Below are 18832 nucleotides of genomic sequence, written 5' to 3'. Positions count from 1 at the left end.
GGAAAGGAAGCCCCCCGTGCCGGTCACCATCACCGCCGTCGAGAGCACCGACCTGTTCGTCGGCCCCGAGGACGCCCCGCGCCAGGTTCTGCGGGTCACCCTGGAGGGCCCGGTCACCCGGATCACCGTCAGCGGCCCGGGCGTCCGCGGCGAGGCGACCGGCACGGGGCTGGTCGAAGTCCCGCTGGAGATCACCGGCGTCACACCCGGTGACCGACTGCCCGTCACCGTCATGGCATCGGATGCCGTGGTGGAGGTGAGCGTGGACGTCGCCGAGCCCGGCTGGACGATGTTCCTGGTCTCGCACTTCCACTACGACCCGGTCTGGTGGAACACCCAGGCCGCCTACACCTCCCCGTGGGAACTGCTCTCCGCCGACGCCACCACCCGGCCCCTGTGGGAGCGCAACGGCTTCGCGCTCGTCGACGCACACATGGACCTCGCCCTGCGGGACCCGGTGTACAAGTTCGTGCTCGCCGAAGTCGACTACCTGAAACCGTACTTCGACCAGCACCCGGAGCGCCGCGAGCCGCTGCGACAGCTGCTGGAACGCGGCCAGGTCGAACTCGTCGGCGGCACCTACAACGAGCCGAACACCAACCTGACCGGCGCCGAGACCACCATCCGCAACATCGTCCACGGCATCGGCTACCAGCGCGACATCCTCGGCGGCGACCCCCAGACCGCCTGGCAGCTCGACGTGTTCGGGCACGACCCGCAGTTCCCCGGCCACCTCGCCGCGGCCGGCCTCACCGGCAGCGCGTGGGCGCGCGGCCCGTTCCACCAGTGGGGCCCGATCCAGAAGAACTTCCGCGAGGCCAAGGACGACGCCCGGGTGATGCAGTTCCCGAGCGAGTTCGAGTGGATCGCCCCCGGCGGCGAGGGCGTGCTCACCCACTACATGCCGCACCACTACTCGGCCGGCTGGTGGATGGACTCCTCGGCCGACCTCGCCACCGCCGAGCAGGCCGTCTACGAGCTGTACCGGAAGCTCAAGCCCGTGGGAGCGACGAAGAACCTGCTGCTGCCGGTGGGGACGGACTACACCCCGCCGAACAAGTGGGTCACCGAGATCCACCGCTCCTGGGCCGCCAAGTACCTCTGGCCCCGGTTCGTCTGCGCCACCCCGCGTGACTTCCTCGACGCCGTCCGGGCCGAACTCGCCGCCACCGGACGGCGCCCCAGCCCGCAGACCCGCGACATGAACCCGGTGTACACCGGCAAGGACGTCTCCTACATCGACACCAAACAGGCCCAACGGGCCGGCGAGGTCGCGGCCGTCGACGCGGAGAAGCTCGCCACGCTCGCCACCGTGTACGGCCTCGGCCGCTACCCGGCCGCCGCCCTCGACAAGGTCTGGCGGCAACTCGCCTACGGCGCACACCACGACGCGATCACCGGCTCCGAGTCCGACCAGGTGTACCTGGACCTGCTCGGCGGCTGGCGGGAGGCGTACGACCTGGCGTCCGGCGTGCGGGACGCGGCGCTGGACGTGCTCACCGCGCGGGTCTCCACGGCGGGTATCGGGTCAGCGGTGGTGGTGACCAACACGCTCTCCTTCGACCGGACCGACCTCGTGACGGTCGAACTGCCAGACGGCATAAGGTCGGTGAGCGTACTGGACGATCGGGGCGAGGCCGTGCCGAGCGCCGTGGACCGGGGAACGCTGCGGTTCCTGGCCACCGAGGTGCCCGCGCTCGGCTGGCGCACCTGGCGGCTGGTGGAGGGGGAGGCGCAGGCGCCGTGGACGGCGGCCCCGGGCGTGACCATCGGGAACGGACGGCACCGGGTGACCGCCGATCCGGCGCGCGGCGGCGGCCTCTCCTCGGTGTACGACCTGCTGCACGAACGGGAGTTGATCCAGGACGGCCGGATCGGCAACGAGCTGCGGGTGTACGAGGAGTACCCGCAGCACCCCGACTTCGGCGAGGGCCCCTGGCACCTGGTGCCCAGCGGTCCGGTGGTGGGATCCGGGGACGACGAGGCGTCGGTCCGCCGGGAGACCGGGCCGCTCGGCGAGCGCCTGGTGGTCGAGGGCGTGGTCGACGGCGTCCGCTACGAGCAGACCGTCACGCTCTGGCGCGGCCTGGACCGGGTGGACTGCCGCACCCGGGTGGTGGACCACTCCGGCGCCGACCGGCTGCTGCGGTTGCGCTTCCCGGTGGACGTTCCCGGCGGCCTGCCGATCAGCGAGGTGGCGGGCGCGGTCGTCGGCCGCGGCTTCGCGATGCCGGACGTGGACTCGGCGGAGGCACCATGGACCCTGGACAACCCGGCCAACACCTGGTTCGGACTCGGTGCCACGGCACGCGTCGACCTCACCGACCCGGCAGGCGCGGCTGTTGGCTCCCGTGCCCTCGGTGTGGCGGAGGTTGTCGTTCCCACGCTGGACGACGCGGCCGACGCCCGTCCGCTGGTGGTCGCGCTCGCCCGGGTCGGGGTCACCGCCACCACCTCGGGGGCGGACTGGGCGCGGTACGGCTGGCTGGACGTGGACTCCAACCTCCCGGACTTCCGGATCGTGGTCGGCGGGCCGGAGGTCAACGAGGCGGCGCGGGAGTTGATCGCGCTGGTGGGGGAGGAGTACGCGGCCGCCCTGAAGACGCACGGCGCGGTGTGGGTGCCTGCCCTGACGCCGCTCGCCGAGGTCTGGCGCCCGGACGCCGACCTGCGTGACCTGCGGGCGCTGCCGGCGCTCGTCGTAGCGGACGTGGCGGCGCTGGTCGAGGACCTGGCCGACGCCCGGATCGCCGCCGTCTGCCCCTCGCGCGTCACGGAGCAACTCGCCGACCACGCCGTGGCGTTGCTCAGCTTCGGCTTGCCCGGCTTCGCCGTCGACACGACCGGCGCACTGCACCTGTCCCTGATGCGCTCCTGCACCGGCTGGCCCTCCGGCGTCTGGATCGACCCGCCGCGGCGCACCCTGCCCGACGGTGCCTCCTTCCAACTCCAACACTGGACGCACGAGTTCAGCTACGCGTTGGTGGGCGGAGAGGGCGACTGGCGGGACCAGACACTGCCCGCCCAGGGCCAGGAGTTCAACCACCCGCTGTACGCCCGGATCGCACCGGCGCAGGAGGGGCCGCTGCCGGCCACCCTGTCCTGGCTGCGGGTCGAGCCGCAGCGCGAGGTGCTACTCGGAGCGCTCAAGCCGGCCGGGAACCCGATCGCGCAGGGCTCGGCGGCGCCGGTCGGTCCCGAACTGGCGGTTCGGCTGATGGAGTCGACCGGCCTGGGGCGGACGGCGCAGCTCGGCGGCGCGCTCGGCCTGGGCGACGTCCGGGCCGCAGATCTGCTGGAACGGCCGCTTCCCTCCGGTGGCTCCGCTCTCGACCTCGCCGGCTCGCAGATCGCCACCCTGCTCGCGACCCCGGCTGTTACCGCTCCGACGGCTGGAACGGACCTCGGCCCGACCGCGGAACCCGCCCAACCCGTCCACGCCCGCTACTGGCTCCACAACCGGGGCCCGGCACCGCTCGGCTACCTGCCGGTGTCGGTCGGCGCCTCGCCCGGACTGCTGCGGACGGCGGGGGAGCCGGTGACGCTCTCGGTCGCGCTCTCCTCGCAGCTGCGGGACACGGCGGTCGAGGGCACGGCCGTGGTGCTGCCGCCCGAGGGTTGGACGACCAGCCTCGGCAGCCGCCCGTACCGGCTCGCACCCGGAGGGCACCTGCGTTTCCCCGTCACCGTCACCCCGCCGGCGGACGCTGAACCCGGCCTCCACTTCGCCGCCGTCCGGATCGAACACGACGGCCAGCGGATCGAGGACGTGGTGACGATCGCTGTCGGCGAGGCCCCTGACCTGCTGCCCGTCCCCGGCGACGCCCCCGAGGACTGGACGGCCGCCCAGGGCACCAAGGCCACCACCGGACGGGACACCGGCCTGGACGTCGAGGTCTCGCACGAGATCCTGCGGGTCGCCCCCGGCGGACGTGCCGCCCTCGCGCTCACCCTCACCAACCGCACCCAGGGCGAGATTCGCGGCGAGCTGCAACTGGTCTCGCCGTGGGGCACCTGGGACGCGATCGCCGAGCCCGTTCGCGGTTTCACCGTCCCGGCCGGCGCCTCCTCGGTGATCGATTTCGCCATCACCGTCCCCGAAGCCACCGATCCGGGTTCGTACTGGGCCCTGGCGAAGGTGATGTGGTTCGGCCGCTGCCAGTACGCCCCGACCGTCGCCCTGGTGGTGGAGGCATGACCCTCGGTCTGCTCGACGGGCGCCCCCTCCCGCGCACCGCCCTCGACGAGCGCCTCGCCGCCCTGCGGAACGGCCCGCGCGCTACGGCCCTGCCGCAGCCGGGCAGTTCGGAGGATCGCCAGCTGACCCGGTGGGTCGCCCAGGTGCTGCTGACCGAGGCCCTCTGCGAGGCGGTGGCCGCCGAGCGTAGCCTTCCCGTCGGGCCGTCGATGCCCGCTCACCTCGACCAACAGGCTGCCGTCGAACTCGGCTCCATCACGGCGGCCGCCTACGAGGGCAGCGCAGCCGTCCGCGCCGTCTACGACGATGTGACGGCCACCGTCGAGCCCTCACCCGAGGACATCGCCCACTACCGCACCATGACCGCCCGCCCACCGGCCACCCGCTGGTACCTCGCCCTCCCCGACGGGGAGTTGGAGGCGGACCCCGACACCCTTCCGACCGCCCTCGCCGAAGCCTTGGGCGAGGCCCCACCCGGCGAGTGGGTCACCGCCGGCCCGTGGACGGCCGCCCTCCTCTCCACCAGCACGGCCCCGGAGGCCTCCGACCCCACCCCAGCCCTCCAGGCCGCCGCACGCCGCGCCGCCTTCGTCCGCTGGCTCGACCACGAACGCGCCCGACGCCTCACCCTGGTCGAGGGATTGGAGCACCCAGGCGACCCCGCCCAGCCCGACAACCACCACCGCCACTGAGTAGCCCGACAGTTCGTCTGCCGCGCGGGCGTTGTGCTGTCCGGCCGCCCGTACTCGTACGGCGGCGCTGTTCTTGCGTCAGTGGCACCGTTGTGCGTCAGATCGGCAGGTCCCAGCCGGGCCCGTCCTCGGCGCGGAGCCACACCCGCTGACCGGTGGCCGAGACCGTGATGCCGAATCCCTCCTGGTGGGGTTCGGCGGCGGCCTGCCAGCGGTGCACCGCCTGCTCGACGCGATCCCACAGACGGACGGGACCGCGCTGCACGACGGTCCACCCACCGTTGGGGTCGGGGGCCGTCCGGGCCTGCGAACCGGTGGACACGTCCCAGAGGATCTGGTTCGCGCCCGCCCCCATGCGTTCGGCCGAGGGCGCTGCGAGCTGCGCGACCCAACCGCCGGTCCAGTCGTCGAGCTTCGCGGGGTCGATCCGGCTCGGACGCTCTTCCCCGGGGAGCAGGGCCGGCGTCGGGCGGGGCGGCCGGTCGTGGGGCCGGGCGATCATGAAGCTGGTGTAGCCGGGCAGGAACCGGCCCGTGGCCTGTCCGGGGCCGGTCACGTCGAGCAGTGCGAGGGCGTTGGCGTAGCTCCACCCGGACAGGGTGACCAGGATTCGTCCGCCTGGCTTGACCTGGTGCAGCCACGGGAGCGGGATGTACCGGACCGAGCAGGTGGCGATGAGTCGGTCGTACTGCCCACCGCCCGGGTCGCCGCGCAGCCCGTCACCGATGATCAGCCGGGGCGCGAAACCCGCTGCCTTGAGTGCCGCCGCGGCGGCCCCTCCCACCGCAGGGTCGTACTCGATGCTGGTGAGATCGGCGTCCCCGAGACGGTGCGCGCCGAGGGCGGTCGAGTAGCCGGTTCCCGTGCCGATCTCCAGCACCCGGTGTCCGGCCTCGGCGCCGAGCTGCTGCCACATGCGCAACACCAGCGATGGCAGGGTGGACGACGACGAAGGGGAACCGTGCACGGTCCCCTCGATCACGTCGTCCGGCCTGGTGCGGCCGTCGAGTTGAGTGATCAGCGTTTCGTCGGAGTAGACCCCCTCCAGCCATCCGGGCACGCCCTCCCGGACGGGGCGGTAGCCGGTGGGGACGCTGCCTGCCACCGGCAGGAAGTAGGACCTGGTGAACAGCTCGCGGGGCACCGCCCTGGCGGCCCTGCTCCACTCGGGTTCCGTGAGGATTCCGTCCTCGGTGAGTCCGTCCGCCAGGGAAGCGCGAAGCCGAGCTGCTGTGCTCACGTGTCGGGGCCTTTCTCCAGTTGGTCGGCGATGGCGTGGGCGACTGCCGCGGTGGTCTCCGCCGGCTGCCACGCCCACTGGCCGTTCGGGTTGCACTCAAGGAAGTACCAGTCTCCGGCGGCGGTTGCCGCGAAGTCGAACGCGCCGTAGGTCAAACGCAGTTCGGCGAGGTAGGCGACGATCGCACGCGCCATCGACCTCGGTACCTCGATCGGTGTGCACGTCATGAGGTGCTGGCGGTGGCGCCAGTCGAGATCGGGGCTGTCGATCCGGACCCCGAACACTCGGCCGCCCACGGCGGTCACCCGCACGTCGAACGCCTTGTCGACCCTGGCTTGGAACATGTGCGGGCAGACGGACACGGAGTCGGTGATCTCGGCCGCGTGCACCTCTCGGACCCACACACTGTGCGGCTGGTCGTTCACGCGGTAGGGCGTGTTCCACAACGGCTTGTAGACCACTCCGCAGGGCTGATGAGCGGCGAACTTCCGTGCCTCGCCCGGATCGTTGGTGATCAGCGTGTCGGGCACCAGGAACCCGCAGCGTCGTGCGGCCGAGAGCTGCGCGGGCTTGAACTCGGCGGCCCGGTTGTTCCACGGGTGATTGACGTAGTACGCGCCGGGCAGAGACGCCAGGATGCCGCCCGCTCCCCACAGCGCTTGCACCGCGGCGAACCGGCGGTCCTGGCCGCTCAACCCGGGTGGCCCCTCGTAGGGCGAGGGCCTGCGCACCCAGACGGAGCGAATCCGGGTGGTGTCGAGTTCCCGGCTTGGCGTGCGAAGGACGCCTCGCTGTTCGCTCGTGCGGTACGTGGCGGTCAGCGAGGCATCCGCGTGCAGGTCGGCGCCGGGGTCGAGGCGGACTGCGGGAACCCGGCGTCGGACGAGGATCCGCAACACCACGTCCGCTGTCACGTCATAAGAGTTGGTCAGCACCAGTACCGACCTGCTGTCACCCATCAGCCGGAACTCTGGTCCTGGTCGTACGACTCGGTGCTGTCCGCGTCGGTCGCACCTCCTGGACCGGACCCGTCACCGGGGGTGGTGGTCGTGGGCGTCAGGCCGCTCGTGCTGGTGCCGTGGCTGCCCAGCTCGACCGTCCGGCCGTGCTCGTCCACGATGACCGCGATCTGCGTTTCGGGGTCGATCACGGGCGTGTACTCCGGGACCGTGGTGGTGGCCGCGTACGGCTCCATTCGGTGCGTGCCCCACGGTGCGGGTGTCTGCGTCATCTGTTCTGCGCCTCCGATTCCGTCTTTGTGAAGGAAGTTCTTCGGTGTATCGCGAGTACATCCCAACTCACCCTCACTGAACAGGCATTGTCCGTAGTCCCGGGGTTGTCCCGCTCATGCTGGCGGTAGGATCGCGGTCACTGTCGATGATGGGATTGGCCCGTGGACGACCCGATCCGGCACCCCCTTGCCTATGCGCGTGGACTGCGCGGCTGGTCTCAGGCAGACCTCGCCGCCCACCTCGACAGAGCCGCTCGCGGCCATGGGCTGCGCTCCGGTGCCGACAAGACCGCCGTGAGCCGGTGGGAGAACTGGCGCAAGACCCCGAACGTCGACTCCCAGCTCCTCATCGCCGAAGTCTTCGGCGTCACGGTTTCGGAGACGGAGGCGTACGGCTGGCCGTACTGGCTGCCCGGGCGAGACGAGCCGCTGTCGTTGGGCTCCGCCCACACCGTCCAAGCACTCCACGACGCACAGAGAGCTCTCATGGACCGCCGCACCTTCATGACGTACAGTGCCGTTTCTCTGGCGGGACTCGCCGCTCAGTGGGCCACGATCGAGCCCGAGCGTCTCACCTCCGCGCTGGACGGCAAACGGGTGGACGACGAACTCGTGGACTGGCTGGCAGTGACCAGCAAGCGGTTGACGGCTCTGCCGACCGAACAGCGTCAGCACACCGTCCGGTTGATGGAGGCCCAGCTGGCCACGGTGACCGACCTGATCGCCGCCGGCCGCCACAGCGAGGCCACCGGCCGGCGCCTCCACCTGCTGGCAGCCTCCCTGGCCACCGCCTGCGGCTGGTACCGCTTCGACCACGGCCGGCACTGGGCGGCCGGCAAGCTCTGGGGAGCCGCCCTGCAGTCCGCCCATGCCGCGGGTGACCGCGACCACGGCGCGGGAGTGCTTTCGGACTTCGCCTATCAGTCGAACTGGCTCGGCGAACCGAAGGTCTCCGTTGATCAGCTCGGATACGCCTTGTCCGGAACGCGGCACCCGACCGCCAGGTCGCTGTTGCTGCTGCGCCGCGCCAGGGCGCACGCCGTCCTGGGCGAGCGCACTGCCTGCTACCGCGACCTGTCGGAGGCCGAGACCGCGCTCGGGACGGAGTCCGTCGACCCCGCTCCGGACTGGTGTGCGTGGATGAGCCCGGCAGACCTTGCCGTCGACTCCGGCCAGTGCCTGCTCGACCTCGGCCGTACCGAGGAAGCGCACGTCCGGATCGCCGACGGCATGGCGATGCTGCCCCGTTCCCGCGACAAGACACGCGGGATCTTCCTGACGTACCAGGCCGGTGGCTACCTGCAATCCAACGACATCGATCAGGCGCTGGCCGTCACCCGGGAGTCGCTGGACCTGGCCACACGCATCGGAGCCCCACGGTGCGTCGCCCTCGTGCGCGACCTCGCGCCCGCCTTCAAGCCTTACCGCCAGGTCGACGGTGTCCAGGAGCTCTTGGAACGGCTCAAAGTCTGTTGACGGACCGGGCTTGCCCGGTTGGGTGCTGGAAGGGGGCCACGATGGCATGAGCCGGCGGCCCGGTGCTTGCAGCTCGCGGGGAAGACCCGTGTTCCACGCCATGCGGATGTGCGGTGCAGACGGTGTCCACGCGGTGGAAGAACGTCAGCAGCGCATCGGACGCCGTCTGAAGCGACCGGGCGGGGCAGCCGCGGCGCGTCCGCCCCCGGGCGGCCGTGCGCGGACAAACGGTGGTGGACGTACGAAGCTGGTGGGAGCGGCGGGTGCGGGCACCGTGCCGCCTCGACTCCGTACAGAAGGGTTTCCACCATGGCTGCCACCTCGTCCCCCTCCTCCGACGGCCCGCAGCGCGCCGTGCGGGTCGCCGCTCCGGGCGCGGAGCCCGAGCTGTCCGAGGTCCCGGTCCGCGAGCCGGGGCCCGGGGCGGTGCGGATCGCCGTCGAGGCGTGCGGCGTCTGCCACTCCGACCTGTTGATCGCCTCCGGTGCCCTGCCCCGCACGACCTTCCCCGTCACTCCCGGTCACGAGATCGCCGGCCGCATCGACACCCTCGGCGAGGGGGTGGAGGGCTGGAAGGTCGGTGACCGGGTTGCCGTCGGCTGGTACGGCGGCAGCTGTGGACGCTGTGACGCCTGCCGCTCGGGCGACGGCATCCACTGCCCCCAGCTGCAGGTCCCCGGCGCGGCCTACCCCGGCGGTTACGCCGACAGTGTCGTCGTTCCGGCCATGGCCCTGGCCGCGATCCCCGGCGAGCTGACCGCCGCCGAGGCCGCGCCGCTGGCCTGCGCCGGGATCACCGTCTTCAACGCCCTACGCCGCTCCGACGCCCGGCCCGGTGACACCGTCGCCGTCCTGGGCCTGGGAGGGCTGGGCCACCTGGGCGTCCAGTTCGCCCGCGCGATGGGTATGCGCACCGTCGCCATCGCCCGCGGTGCGGAGAAGGAGCCCCTGGCGCACGAGCTCGGCGCCGAGCACTACATCGACAGCACCGCCGGTGACGTCGCCCAGGCCCTGCGGTCGCTCGGCGGCGCGAAGGTGGTCCTGGCCACCGTCACCAACGCCGACGCCATGTCCGCCACCGTCGACGGACTCGGCCGGCGGGGCGAGCTGGTCATCGTCGGCGTCTCACCCGATCGGCTCGCGATCAGCCCGTTGCAGCTGATCAGCGGCGACCGCAAGGTCTACGGCCACTCCTCGGGCACCGCCGTCGACATCGAGGACACCCTGCGCTTCGCGGCCCGCACCGGGGTGCGCGCGTGGATCGAGCAGGTGCCGCTGGAGGAGACCGCCGCCGCGGTGGCCAAGATGACCGGCGGCCGGGCCCGCTTCCGCATGGTCGTCACCACCGGCCGCTGATCACCCGGCCGGCGTCGGGGTCTCGGACCCTCGAGTAGGTTGGCGCCGTGTGGAGCGAGGTGTACGCGCTCCGCTACGAGTACGCAGACTCCGGCTACGGCCTGTCCGAGGGCTTCGAGACCCCGCTCGCCCCGCGTCGGGTGCGCAAGCGCTTCGCGGCCGAGGGGATCGACCGCGGGCGCGGGCGGATCAACCGTGCGGGCCTGGGAGAGCCGGACCGGATCGTCGCCGTCCGAGGGGCGATGAGCCACCAGCGCCGCGAGCCGCTCGTCCGTCGACGCAGAGAGGCATCTGACTGACGCCGCGTGGGCGGTGGAAGATCACCGCGCCACCCGGACGAACTCGGTGCCGCACGCGGCCGTGGTGAGGAAGGCCGTGACGGCGGTCACCGCGGCCGCCGAGCGGATGCCGAATCCCAGGGCGTGCGGATGTGTCGTTACGTCGGCCATGGGCTGCTCCTCTCCCCGGGCAGGCGCGTAGCGCCGCCCTGGAATCGATCCTGCCGGTGTGGTCCCCGCCTGGGCATCCATCGGAGGTGCCGCGCGGTGTCCTCCTCGGGACCGGTCGAGCCGGCCGGGCCCCATCCGGCAGGATCGCAGGCGACATGATCCTTCCGCGGAACGGCAGTTAGAGTGAGACGGTGACCGATCTCCCCGAGAATCCGGCGATCAGCGATGCCGAACGCGACAAGGCCGTGCAGCGTCTGCAAGAGGCGTTCGCCGAAGGGCACATCTCGCACGAGGAGATGGACGACCGCCTCGACCGGGTGCTCACCGCCAAGACGCACGCCGACCTCGTACCGCCCCTGGCCTCGCTCCCCGAGCCGAGCCCGGAAGCCACCCCGACCATCGCCGCCGTCAGCGGGCGTCTCGTACGCCGCGGCCCCTGGCGGGTTCCCCGCGCCTTCAAGGTGGTGTCCGCCTTCGGCCGGGTGCGCCTGGACCTGTCGAAGGCGTTCATCGAACACCCGGTGATCGACATCGAGTTGGGACTCGGCACCGGCAGCGCGAAGATCACCGTCCCTCGCGACGCCATTGTCGACATCGACGGCCTCCAGGGAGGCTGGAAGGACGTGCGCTACACCCCTCCCCGTCGCCCCTCCGTGGGCAACCCGACGATCCGGATCACCGGAACCACCGGCTTCGGCCGACTGAGGATCCGTCACGCCCGCGGCTGAGGCGGGCCACCGTGGAACCTGCGGGACGATTCGGAGGCAGGCGGGGAAGGGAGCAGCAGTGATGGCTGTGGGACGGGCGGGGGCAGTTCTGTTGGCGTTGGGCGGCGTCCTGGTCGCAGCGGGCGGACTTGTTGCGGTGGCCCTCGTCCCGGGGCCGGGAGGGGTGGTGGTGCGCGAGGACCTCCCGCTCTCCCCGGAGATGCAGAGGTGGGTTCAGAGCCCGGAGGTGTTCGAGGAGTACCTTCGCTCGCATCCGCCGAAGCCGTTGATGGGCGAGGTCCGCGGGGGCGGGAAGTAGCGTGCGGAGCCGGGCTGCGCGAGCCGGAACGGGCGTGAGACCCGCGGAGGGGGCGGGGCGCCGCCGGTGGGCTCGTCGCCCCGTACGGCGCCGCGGGCCGGTCGCCGCCCCCGTCGGCCCTCCTCCGTGCCTCAACAGCCGAATCCCAGAGCGGAGTTCGTACACCGATCCGGCTCGCCGACGCCACCCCCGTGGTGCGGGACGTACCCCTTGGGTCGCCCGGGCCGCCCCGGTACCCAAGGGGTGGTGCCCAACGCCCGCGCCCGACTCCTCCGTTGACGGCGGTCGTTCGAATACGTCAGGCTCGATGGACGGCCGGGGGCGGGCGGTCGAACGTGCCGCGCGTGTCGCATGTCGCGCGCCGCCCGACGCCCCTGCCCGGATGTCCACCGTGCACCCCGTGTGGAGGTACCGCCATGTCCAAGCGCCGTCTCGCCGTCCCCGGAGCCGCCGTCGCCGCTCTGACCCTCGCCGCCCTGCTCCTCCCGGTCACCGGCGCCCACGCCGCGCCGCCCGCCGACTCCTGCACCCAGAACTGGAGCATCAGCTCCGGCGAGGGCTACGCGAACGGCAAGTCGTGCAACAACCACACCAAGCTCGTCGGCACGGTGCACGACACCAAGGCGGACGGCCGCTGTCCCTACGTCCGGGGCAACCTCTCCAACGGCGGCCACGTCGACAGCGACTGGGCCGGTGGCAAGGGCAAGTCCCGCGCCATCACCCTCTACGCTCCCTCGAAGACCTACTTCACCAGCGTCTCCATGCGCTACATCGGCTGCTGACGCCGACGGCGGGCGGGTAGCCGCCGTTCACTGCCCCAAGCCGATTCGGCCTCCGCCCGCGGAGGGCGGAGGCCGAATCAGCCGGTCGTGCCGATGCGCCGCCTGGGCCCGGCCGGTGCCACGGAGCGTCAGAGTCGCTCGGGCACCGGGTTGCCGACGGCCTCGATGGCGCGGCGGACCGGGACCTTCAGCAGCACGGCGAAGCCGATGACGAAGAAGACCAGCAGCGAGATGATCGCCGAGCGGTAGCTGCCGGTGATCTGGTAGGCGAGGCCGAAGACGAGCGGGCCCATCCAGCTGGTGCCGCGGTCGCTGACCTTGTAGAAGCTGAAGTACTCGGCCTCCCGGCCGGGCGGGATGAGGTGGGAGAAGAGGGAGCGGGAGAGAGCCTGGCTGCCGCCGAGCACCAGGCCGATCATGCAGGCCAGGACGTAGAACCAGGCGGGCTGGTGGGCGGGCATGAAGTAGCCGAGGGCCAGGGTGACGACCCAGCCCACCAGGGAGCCGAGGATGGTCCGCTTGGCGCCGTAGCGGTGGGCTATCCGGCCGAGCAGCAGGGCGCCGCCGATCGCCACGACCTGGACCAGGAGTACGGCGGTGACCAGCGAGGTCTGGTCCATGCCGAGTTCCTCGCTGCCGTAGAGCGAGGCCTGGGAGACCACGGTCTGGATGCCGTCGTTGTAGCACAGGAAAGCGGCGAGGTAGAGCAGGGTGAGCGGGTGCTCGCGCATGCCGCGCAGGGTGCGGGCGAGTTCGCGCAGGCTGCCGCCGGCGGGCTCGCCGTCCTCGGTCCGGTCCACGGTGCGGCTGGGGGCGACGCCGGCGCGGGAGGGCAGCCGCAGCATGGGGACGATGGTGAACAGCGCCCACCACAGCCCGGCCGAGGCCAGGCAGATCCGCACGGCGGTGCCGGAGTCCAGGCCGAACGCGTCGTGGCCCTGGAACAGCGCCAGGTTGGCGATCAGCAGCAGTCCGCCGCCCGCGTAGCCGTAGGCCCAGCCCTTGGAGGAGACCTTGTCGCGCTCGTCGGGGGAGGCCAGACCGGGCAGGTAGGCGTAGGAGAGCGCGACCGAGACCGCGTACGAGATGTTGGCGACCACCAGCAGCGCGCCGCCGAGCAGGTAGCGGTCGCCGTCGAGGAAGAACATCCCCATGGTGGCGAGCGAGCCGACGTACGCGAACCCGCACATCAGTTCCTTGTGCCGGCCGGTGCGGTCGGCGACGGTGCCGGTCAGCAGCATCACCGCGACCGAGAGCAGCACGGAGAAGGAGACCGTGTACGGAAAGAACGATCCTGCGCGGATCGACAGGCCGAGCGGGTGCACGTCGCCGGCCGCGTCGGCGGCGTCCTTGGCGACGCCGGTCAGGTACGGACCGAGGAACACCGTCAGCACGGTGGCCGAGAAGGCGGCGTTGGCCCAGTCGTTGACGTACCAGCCGAACTGCATCCGGCGCAGGGACCGTCCGTCGTCGGCGGCGGCCGTGGGGTCGGTCGGTGGGTCGTCCGGCAGGTGCGTCGCCGAGTTCGTGGTGCTCATGGGGTTCCCATCACCGTGCTGGAGCCGTTGCTGCCGTCCGTCCAGCAGCCGCGCTCGCCGAGGACGTCCCGCAGGACGTCGATGCGATCGGCCATGATGCCATCCACACCCAGGTCGAGGAGAGCCCTGATCCGTGTGGGATCGTCCACAGTCCAGACGTGCACCTGGAGACCGAGCCGGTGGGCGGTGCGGACGAAGGCCCGGTCGACGACCCGGATGCCCAGGTGCCGCTCCGGCACCTGGGCGCACAGCCCGGCGAACGGCGTTCCCGAGCGCCGGGGCAGCGGCCCCGGAGCGGACGTGGGCAGGAACGACTCGGCCAGCGAGCGCAGCCGCAGCCGGGCCACCTCGCGCGGGCCGAGCGAAGTGGCCAGCCGCGGGCCGGCGGCGGCGCGGACGGCGGCGAGCCGGGCGTCGGAGAAGCCGCCGACGCAGACCCGGTCCCAGGCGTCGGTCCGGCGGATCGTCTCGACCAGCGGCCCGACGGCCGGCGCGGCCTTGACGTCGATGTTGAAGCGGGCCCCGGGGAACGCGCCGAGCAGGTCCTCCAGCAGCGGAATGGGCTCCGTCCCGCCGATCCGGGCCCGACTGACGGCCTCCCAGGGCAGCTCCGCCACCGCCCCGGTGCGGTCGGTGACCCGGTCGAGGTGCGAGTCGTGGAAGGCCACCAGCACGCCGTCGGCGGTCGCGTGGACGTCCGTCTCCAGGTAGCGGTAGCCGAGCGCGACGGCGGCCTCGAAGGCGGCGAGCGAGTTCTCGGGGTGCCCGAGGGCACCGCCCCGGTGCGCGAAGGCGAGCGGCCCGGGATGGTCGAGGAAGGGGTGCATGTGGTGCTCCGAGCTGCGGCGAGGGGGAGGGCCGACGGGCCTGCGGGACCGGGATCCGTGGGCGTACCGGCGCGTTACAGTACTACGCACCCCGTCAAGCAGTAACGCCTTGCGGGGGCGCGGGCCCTATGCGCGCGGGTCGACCTGGACGACGGCGTGCCGCCCGTCGGTGCGCCATGGCGTCCCGGTGCCGTCGAGCCGGGCGACGTTGGCGGCGTCGAGGCCGACGATCACGTCCGACTTCAGCGTCCGCAGCGCCGCCACGGCCGAGGGGAAGTGCCCCACCGCCTCGGCGAACGGGGTGGTCGGCGGCCAGAGCCGGTCACCGACCAGGCGGCGGTAGTTGAGGTCCCCCTTGACGATCGTCAGCGCCGCACCGGCGAACTCGGCCCGCAGATCGGCGGGCAGGTCGTGGAACGGCAGCGGGGCGCAGAAGAACGGATGCGTCCGGACCACGAGCGCACCCCCGTCCAACGCCCGCCACAGCCGACCGCCGACCGCCCCGGCGGCCGGGGAGGACGCGGCGCGAAGGCGCCCGAGCGCGGCGAGGACGTCGGCCATCGTCGCGTCCGACACGAAGTACGGCTGCGGCTTCACGTACAGCACGACCCGTGCCGCCAGACCGTGGGCCAGCAGATGGTCGATCAGCACCAGGTCCGGCAGCAGCTCCCGGCCCGCGTTGTCCGCGACGACGAGGACCGATCCGCCCGCGCTCCCGGCCCGCTCCAGCGCGGCCCGCAGCAGCGCCCCGTCGTCGGCGGCCAGGCCGGAGGCCGTCGCCCCCTCCGCCCCCGCGGTGATCCGGAAGCTGAGGTCCGCCCGGTTGCCCCACAGCGCGGACGACACCAGAGCCTGCGCCCGGCGGTCCTCCGGCAGCTCGTCGAGCCCGTCCAGCGCGGCCAGCTCCTCGTCCACCGCCGGCCCGCCCAACTCGGCGGCCTTGAACGGTGCGAACGGATCGACGCCCTGCCAGACACCGGGCCGGAAGTACCCGGTGGCCTCCAGCAGCCGCCGGTAGAAGTAGCTCTCCGCCCACAGGAACGGCGCCTCGCCCCACGGCCTGCCCCACAGGCCCTCGCCCCAGGCCAGCCACCGCGCCCCGTCCGGAGCGTCCGCCCCCAGCGGCTCCAGCACCCCGGCGGTGCTCTCCACCAGCAGCCGCTCGACGGCCGACCGCTCGCCCGGCCCGTACGGCAGCGCGTCGAGCACCTGCCGGAGGAGTTTCGGGTGGCGCTCGTGGAACACCCCGTGGGCGAAGGACCCGGGGACGTCAGCCCGGATCACGGACGGGGCGTACGAGGCGCTGCTCACGCTCGACGGCCTCGGGCCCGATGGGTTCGGCTTCGACACGATGGGGCTCGTCTCTCTCGTCCTCGGTGGTCGGGGGACCCTGCCGCCGGCCGTCTGCCGGAGCCACCGGCACGGCCGAGTCCAGGTCGCGCCGCTCCTCGGCCGCCCGTTCCGCCACGGACGTCCCGGCGCAGGCCGAGGATATCCGCGAGGGCGTCCAGCCGGCGGGCCGAACTCCTGCGCTGCGGAGTCCTCGCCGGCGAGTGGGCATCGCTGGCCGCACTCTCCGGCGAGTCGATGACCTGCGTGACGGCCGTGCTCCCGGCTACTGGATGCTCCGGCGGTGCGGGTGGCGAGGGTCGGCGGGGCAGGCGAAGACGTTGAGTTCGCCCCAGCTGCCGACGGTGACCTCGGTCGGCGTGGAGGTGCCGTGGAGGTCCGCCGACGCCTGGTCCTCCAACGGCCGCCAACTCCCGCTGCCGCCGTCCCACTCCGAGCTGTCGATGGTCAGCAGCAGTTGCATCGGGGTCGCGCAGCTGAGGCAGTCCATCGGGGCCGGGTCGGTGCTGTGCCAGGAGGCGAAGCCGCCGACGCGCCAGCCGGGAGGGATGGACAGGTCGTACTGGTAGAGCGGCGGGCCGCCGTCCTCTTCGTCCTCCTCGGCCTCCTCCTCCCGGGCCTCCTCCCAGGCGCCGATGCGGGCGCACAGGTCCTCCGGGAGGAGGCCGGCGAACGGGTAGGTGGTCACCTGCTCGGGGTGCAGCACGCAGGGCTCGGGCACGTACCCGTCGAAGCCGACGACCTCCGGCCGCGGGGGCGACGCCAGGACCTCGGTGACCTCCCGCGAGCGGCGCCAGCGGAGGTCGAGCAGCATGCCCGTGCGGCCCGGGCCGTGGGCGTCGAAGGGGCACCAGAACACCTGGAGCAGGTCGCAGTCGTCCGGCCCGGCCGGCAGGTCGGGGATGTCCCGCCGGTAGAACTGCGCGAGGCCGATCAGCGGCAACGGGTCGTCCGCGGAGGCGCCTTCGACGCGGTGGCGGCGGCGGAGCTCGTCGAGCAGCTGCCGTTCCCCGTCCGTCGGACCGGGGTCCTGCTCGCGGTTCCAGGCATCCGCCAGGACCTCCCGGGAGCGGTGGATGTCCGCAGGGCGCTGGCCGCGGGCATGCGGGTGGGGGTCGGTGCACACCGGCCAGGGCTCGTCCGAGGGCCACAGCAGCGGGCCGCCGACGGAGCTGACCGAGGCGTCCGGCCGTCCCGGGCGCGGGTGGAGCCGGGTGGTGGTGCCCCGGTGCCGGGCCAGCTCGGGGAAGAGCGCCTCGATGTCGAGCGGGCGCGGGGGTGTGGTTCTCGGCATGGCACCGACCTTAGGGAGTGGCTGACGGGCGCCGTGCGCCGGGGTTCCCCACGTGGGGAGCGGGGCGCCACCGTCCTGCACGAGCTGCGCCGCACCACCGAGTGGACGGCCGGCGGCGGACCGGTCGGTGGCTCGGACGTGGACCTACCGCGCGGCGGCCGGGGAGAGCTCCGCGGCGAGCCGGCGCAGCTCGGGGCCGTACTCGGGGTTGGCGAGCGCGGCGGCGAACTGGGCGCGCAGATAGGCGGCGGGGTTTCCGGTGTCGTACCAGGTGCCGTCGATGACCTGCCCGTAGACCGCGCGCCGGGCCGCGTAGGCGTTGATGGCGTCGGTCAGGTAGACCTCGTCCTCGGGCTTCTCGTGCCACCGGAGGGTCAGTTCGCGCAGCTCGTCGACGATGCCGGGCGTGATGACGTAGCCGCCGATCGCCGCGTACGCGGAGGGCGCGTCGGCCGGCTTCGGCTTCTCGACCAGGCCGGTGATCCGCAGCGATCCGCCGCCCAGGTCCTCCTTCACCACCGGCACGCCGTAGCGGTAGGAGTCCTCGGGTGCCATCGGCATCAGCGCGAGCACCGGCGCGTTGGTCTGCTCGTACGCCCGGATCAGTTGCTGCGCGCGGGGGACCTCCGCCACGAAGACGTCGTCCGGCCAGAGCACCAGGCAGGGCTCGTCGCCGAAGTGGCGGGCGGCGTTGAGCACCGGGGTGCCGTTGCCGTACGGGCCGTGCTGGTAGAGGTAGCTGATGTGGCCCTTGCGGGACAGTTCGCCGACCTCCTCGACCGCGTCCGCGAAGGCCGCCTTGCCGTCCCGGCGCAGCTGCTCGACCAGGACGGGGTTCGGGCGGAAGTGCTCCTGGATCAGGCCCTTGTCGCCGTTCACGACGATGGTGATGTCGGTGATGCCGCTCTCGATCAGCTCACGCACGGTGTGTTCGATCACCGGCTTGTCGCCGACCGGCAGCATCTCCTTCGGCGTGGCCTTGGTCAGCGGCAGAAGGCGGGAGCCGAGTCCGGCGGCGGGGATGACGGCTCGGCGGATCGTCCTGGGGGCCATGTGACCCTCTCTCGTTTCGTCGGTGGTGCAGCGCCGTGGTGACGCGGCGTCACGGCCGACGCTATCAGGGGCCGGCGTCCCGTTGAGTGGACGGTTGGCGTACGGAAACCGGCCTCCCGGCGGCCGTCCGGCTGCACCTGTCGGCGACGGGCGGGCCATGTCGAACTCCGGTACGGCGCGCGGTTTCCTGACGTCGGACCTCCGGGTTCCGGCGGTCGCTCGTCCGGCCGCCTTCGTCCGGCCGCCTTCGTCCGGGCGCCTTCGTCCGGGCGTCGGGGCGCGTCGGAGCGGCGCGGGAAATCCGTGGGAGATTCTCCGTC

General features: G+C 72.5%; 16 protein-coding genes. 7 read left to right on the top strand and 9 right to left on the bottom strand.

Features of this window, described 5'->3' with window-relative positions:
• Positions 1-16: 16 nt before the first annotated feature.
• Positions 17-4198, top strand: a complete 4182-nt coding sequence (locus AB0O11_RS08155; RefSeq protein ID WP_363383178.1) for an NEW3 domain-containing protein — start codon at positions 17-19, stop codon at positions 4196-4198.
• Complete coding sequence (locus AB0O11_RS08150) at positions 4195-4890, top strand: hypothetical protein (protein WP_363383177.1); 696 nt, start codon at positions 4195-4197, stop codon at positions 4888-4890. Before AB0O11_RS08155 ends, AB0O11_RS08150 begins: the two co-directional genes overlap by 4 nt.
• 97 nt (positions 4891-4987) lie before the next feature.
• Here AB0O11_RS08150 and tgmC read toward each other — a convergent pair whose 3' ends face one another.
• Genes tgmC through tgmA form a run of 3 tightly spaced genes read right to left on the bottom strand, consistent with a single transcriptional unit; the run spans position 4988 to position 7361 of the window.
• Positions 4988-6130 (bottom strand): ATP-grasp peptide maturase system methyltransferase, encoded by a 1143-nt coding sequence (tgmC, locus tag AB0O11_RS08145; RefSeq protein ID WP_363383174.1) that lies wholly within the window; start codon positions 6128-6130, stop codon positions 4988-4990.
• Positions 6127-7089, bottom strand: a complete 963-nt coding sequence (gene tgmB, locus AB0O11_RS08140; protein WP_363383172.1) for an ATP-grasp ribosomal peptide maturase — start codon at positions 7087-7089, stop codon at positions 6127-6129. The genes tgmC and tgmB overlap by 4 nt, the downstream gene beginning before the upstream one ends.
• The gene (gene tgmA / locus AB0O11_RS08135; RefSeq protein ID WP_363383170.1) at positions 7089-7361 is read right to left on the bottom strand and encodes a putative ATP-grasp-modified RiPP; all 273 of its coding nucleotides are present in this window, start codon (positions 7359-7361) and stop codon (positions 7089-7091) included. Before tgmA ends, tgmB begins: the two co-directional genes overlap by 1 nt.
• A gap of 162 nt (positions 7362-7523) precedes the next feature.
• Here tgmA and AB0O11_RS08130 point away from each other — a divergent pair, with 162 nt between their 5' ends.
• The 3 genes from AB0O11_RS08130 to AB0O11_RS08120 all read left to right on the top strand — a co-directional run bounded on the left by AB0O11_RS08130 (position 7524) and on the right by AB0O11_RS08120 (position 10492).
• Positions 7524-8837 (top strand): helix-turn-helix transcriptional regulator, encoded by a 1314-nt coding sequence (locus tag AB0O11_RS08130; protein WP_363383169.1) that lies wholly within the window; start codon positions 7524-7526, stop codon positions 8835-8837.
• Positions 8838-9146: 309 nt separating this feature from the next.
• The gene (locus AB0O11_RS08125; protein WP_363383167.1) at positions 9147-10193 is read left to right on the top strand and encodes an alcohol dehydrogenase catalytic domain-containing protein; all 1047 of its coding nucleotides are present in this window, start codon (positions 9147-9149) and stop codon (positions 10191-10193) included.
• A gap of 47 nt (positions 10194-10240) precedes the next feature.
• A complete protein-coding gene (locus tag AB0O11_RS08120; RefSeq protein WP_363383165.1) occupies positions 10241-10492 on the top strand; it encodes a hypothetical protein in 252 nt (83 codons plus the stop codon).
• A 21-nt stretch (positions 10493-10513) separates the two neighbouring features.
• Here AB0O11_RS08120 and AB0O11_RS08115 read toward each other — a convergent pair whose 3' ends face one another.
• On the bottom strand, positions 10514-10642 hold the full coding sequence (locus AB0O11_RS08115) for a hypothetical protein (protein ID WP_363383162.1): 129 nt from the start codon (positions 10640-10642) through the stop codon (positions 10514-10516).
• A 191-nt stretch (positions 10643-10833) separates the two neighbouring features.
• Between AB0O11_RS08115 and AB0O11_RS08110 the strand changes: the two genes are divergently transcribed.
• Together AB0O11_RS08110 and AB0O11_RS08105 are read left to right on the top strand one after the other, a co-directional pair.
• Positions 10834-11370, top strand: a complete 537-nt coding sequence (locus AB0O11_RS08110; RefSeq protein WP_363383160.1) for a DUF1707 domain-containing protein — start codon at positions 10834-10836, stop codon at positions 11368-11370.
• Between the two features lie 714 nt (positions 11371-12084).
• A complete protein-coding gene (locus AB0O11_RS08105) occupies positions 12085-12450 on the top strand; it encodes a hypothetical protein (protein WP_363383157.1) in 366 nt (121 codons plus the stop codon).
• A 128-nt stretch (positions 12451-12578) separates the two neighbouring features.
• On the opposite strand, the gene AB0O11_RS08100 is transcribed toward AB0O11_RS08105, so the two are convergent.
• From AB0O11_RS08100 to AB0O11_RS08080, 5 genes are all read right to left on the bottom strand, one after another.
• Positions 12579-13898, bottom strand: a complete 1320-nt coding sequence (locus AB0O11_RS08100) for an MFS transporter (protein WP_363383557.1) — start codon at positions 13896-13898, stop codon at positions 12579-12581.
• 86 nt (positions 13899-13984) lie between these two features.
• Positions 13985-14815 carry a glycerophosphodiester phosphodiesterase gene (locus AB0O11_RS08095; protein ID WP_363383155.1) on the bottom strand — a complete coding sequence of 277 codons (831 nt, stop codon included), beginning with the start codon at positions 14813-14815 and terminating at the stop codon, positions 13985-13987.
• 126 nt (positions 14816-14941) lie between these two features.
• Positions 14942-16126, bottom strand: coding sequence for a damage-control phosphatase ARMT1 family protein (locus AB0O11_RS08090; protein WP_363383153.1), 1185 nt, complete (start codon positions 16124-16126; stop codon positions 14942-14944).
• Between the two features lie 304 nt (positions 16127-16430).
• Positions 16431-17459 (bottom strand): hypothetical protein, encoded by a 1029-nt coding sequence (locus AB0O11_RS08085; RefSeq protein WP_363383150.1) that lies wholly within the window; start codon positions 17457-17459, stop codon positions 16431-16433.
• Positions 17460-17603: 144 nt separating this feature from the next.
• Positions 17604-18512 carry a UTP--glucose-1-phosphate uridylyltransferase gene (locus AB0O11_RS08080; RefSeq protein ID WP_224278449.1) on the bottom strand — a complete coding sequence of 303 codons (909 nt, stop codon included), beginning with the start codon at positions 18510-18512 and terminating at the stop codon, positions 17604-17606.
• Positions 18513-18832 lie beyond the last annotated feature (320 nt).

Source organism: Kitasatospora sp. NPDC093102 (assembly GCF_040683915.1).
Classification (GTDB): Bacteria; Actinomycetota; Actinomycetes; order Streptomycetales; family Streptomycetaceae; genus Kitasatospora.
Note: the sequence above shows the minus strand (reverse complement) of the source record. Positions and strands in the feature narration are given on the sequence as shown.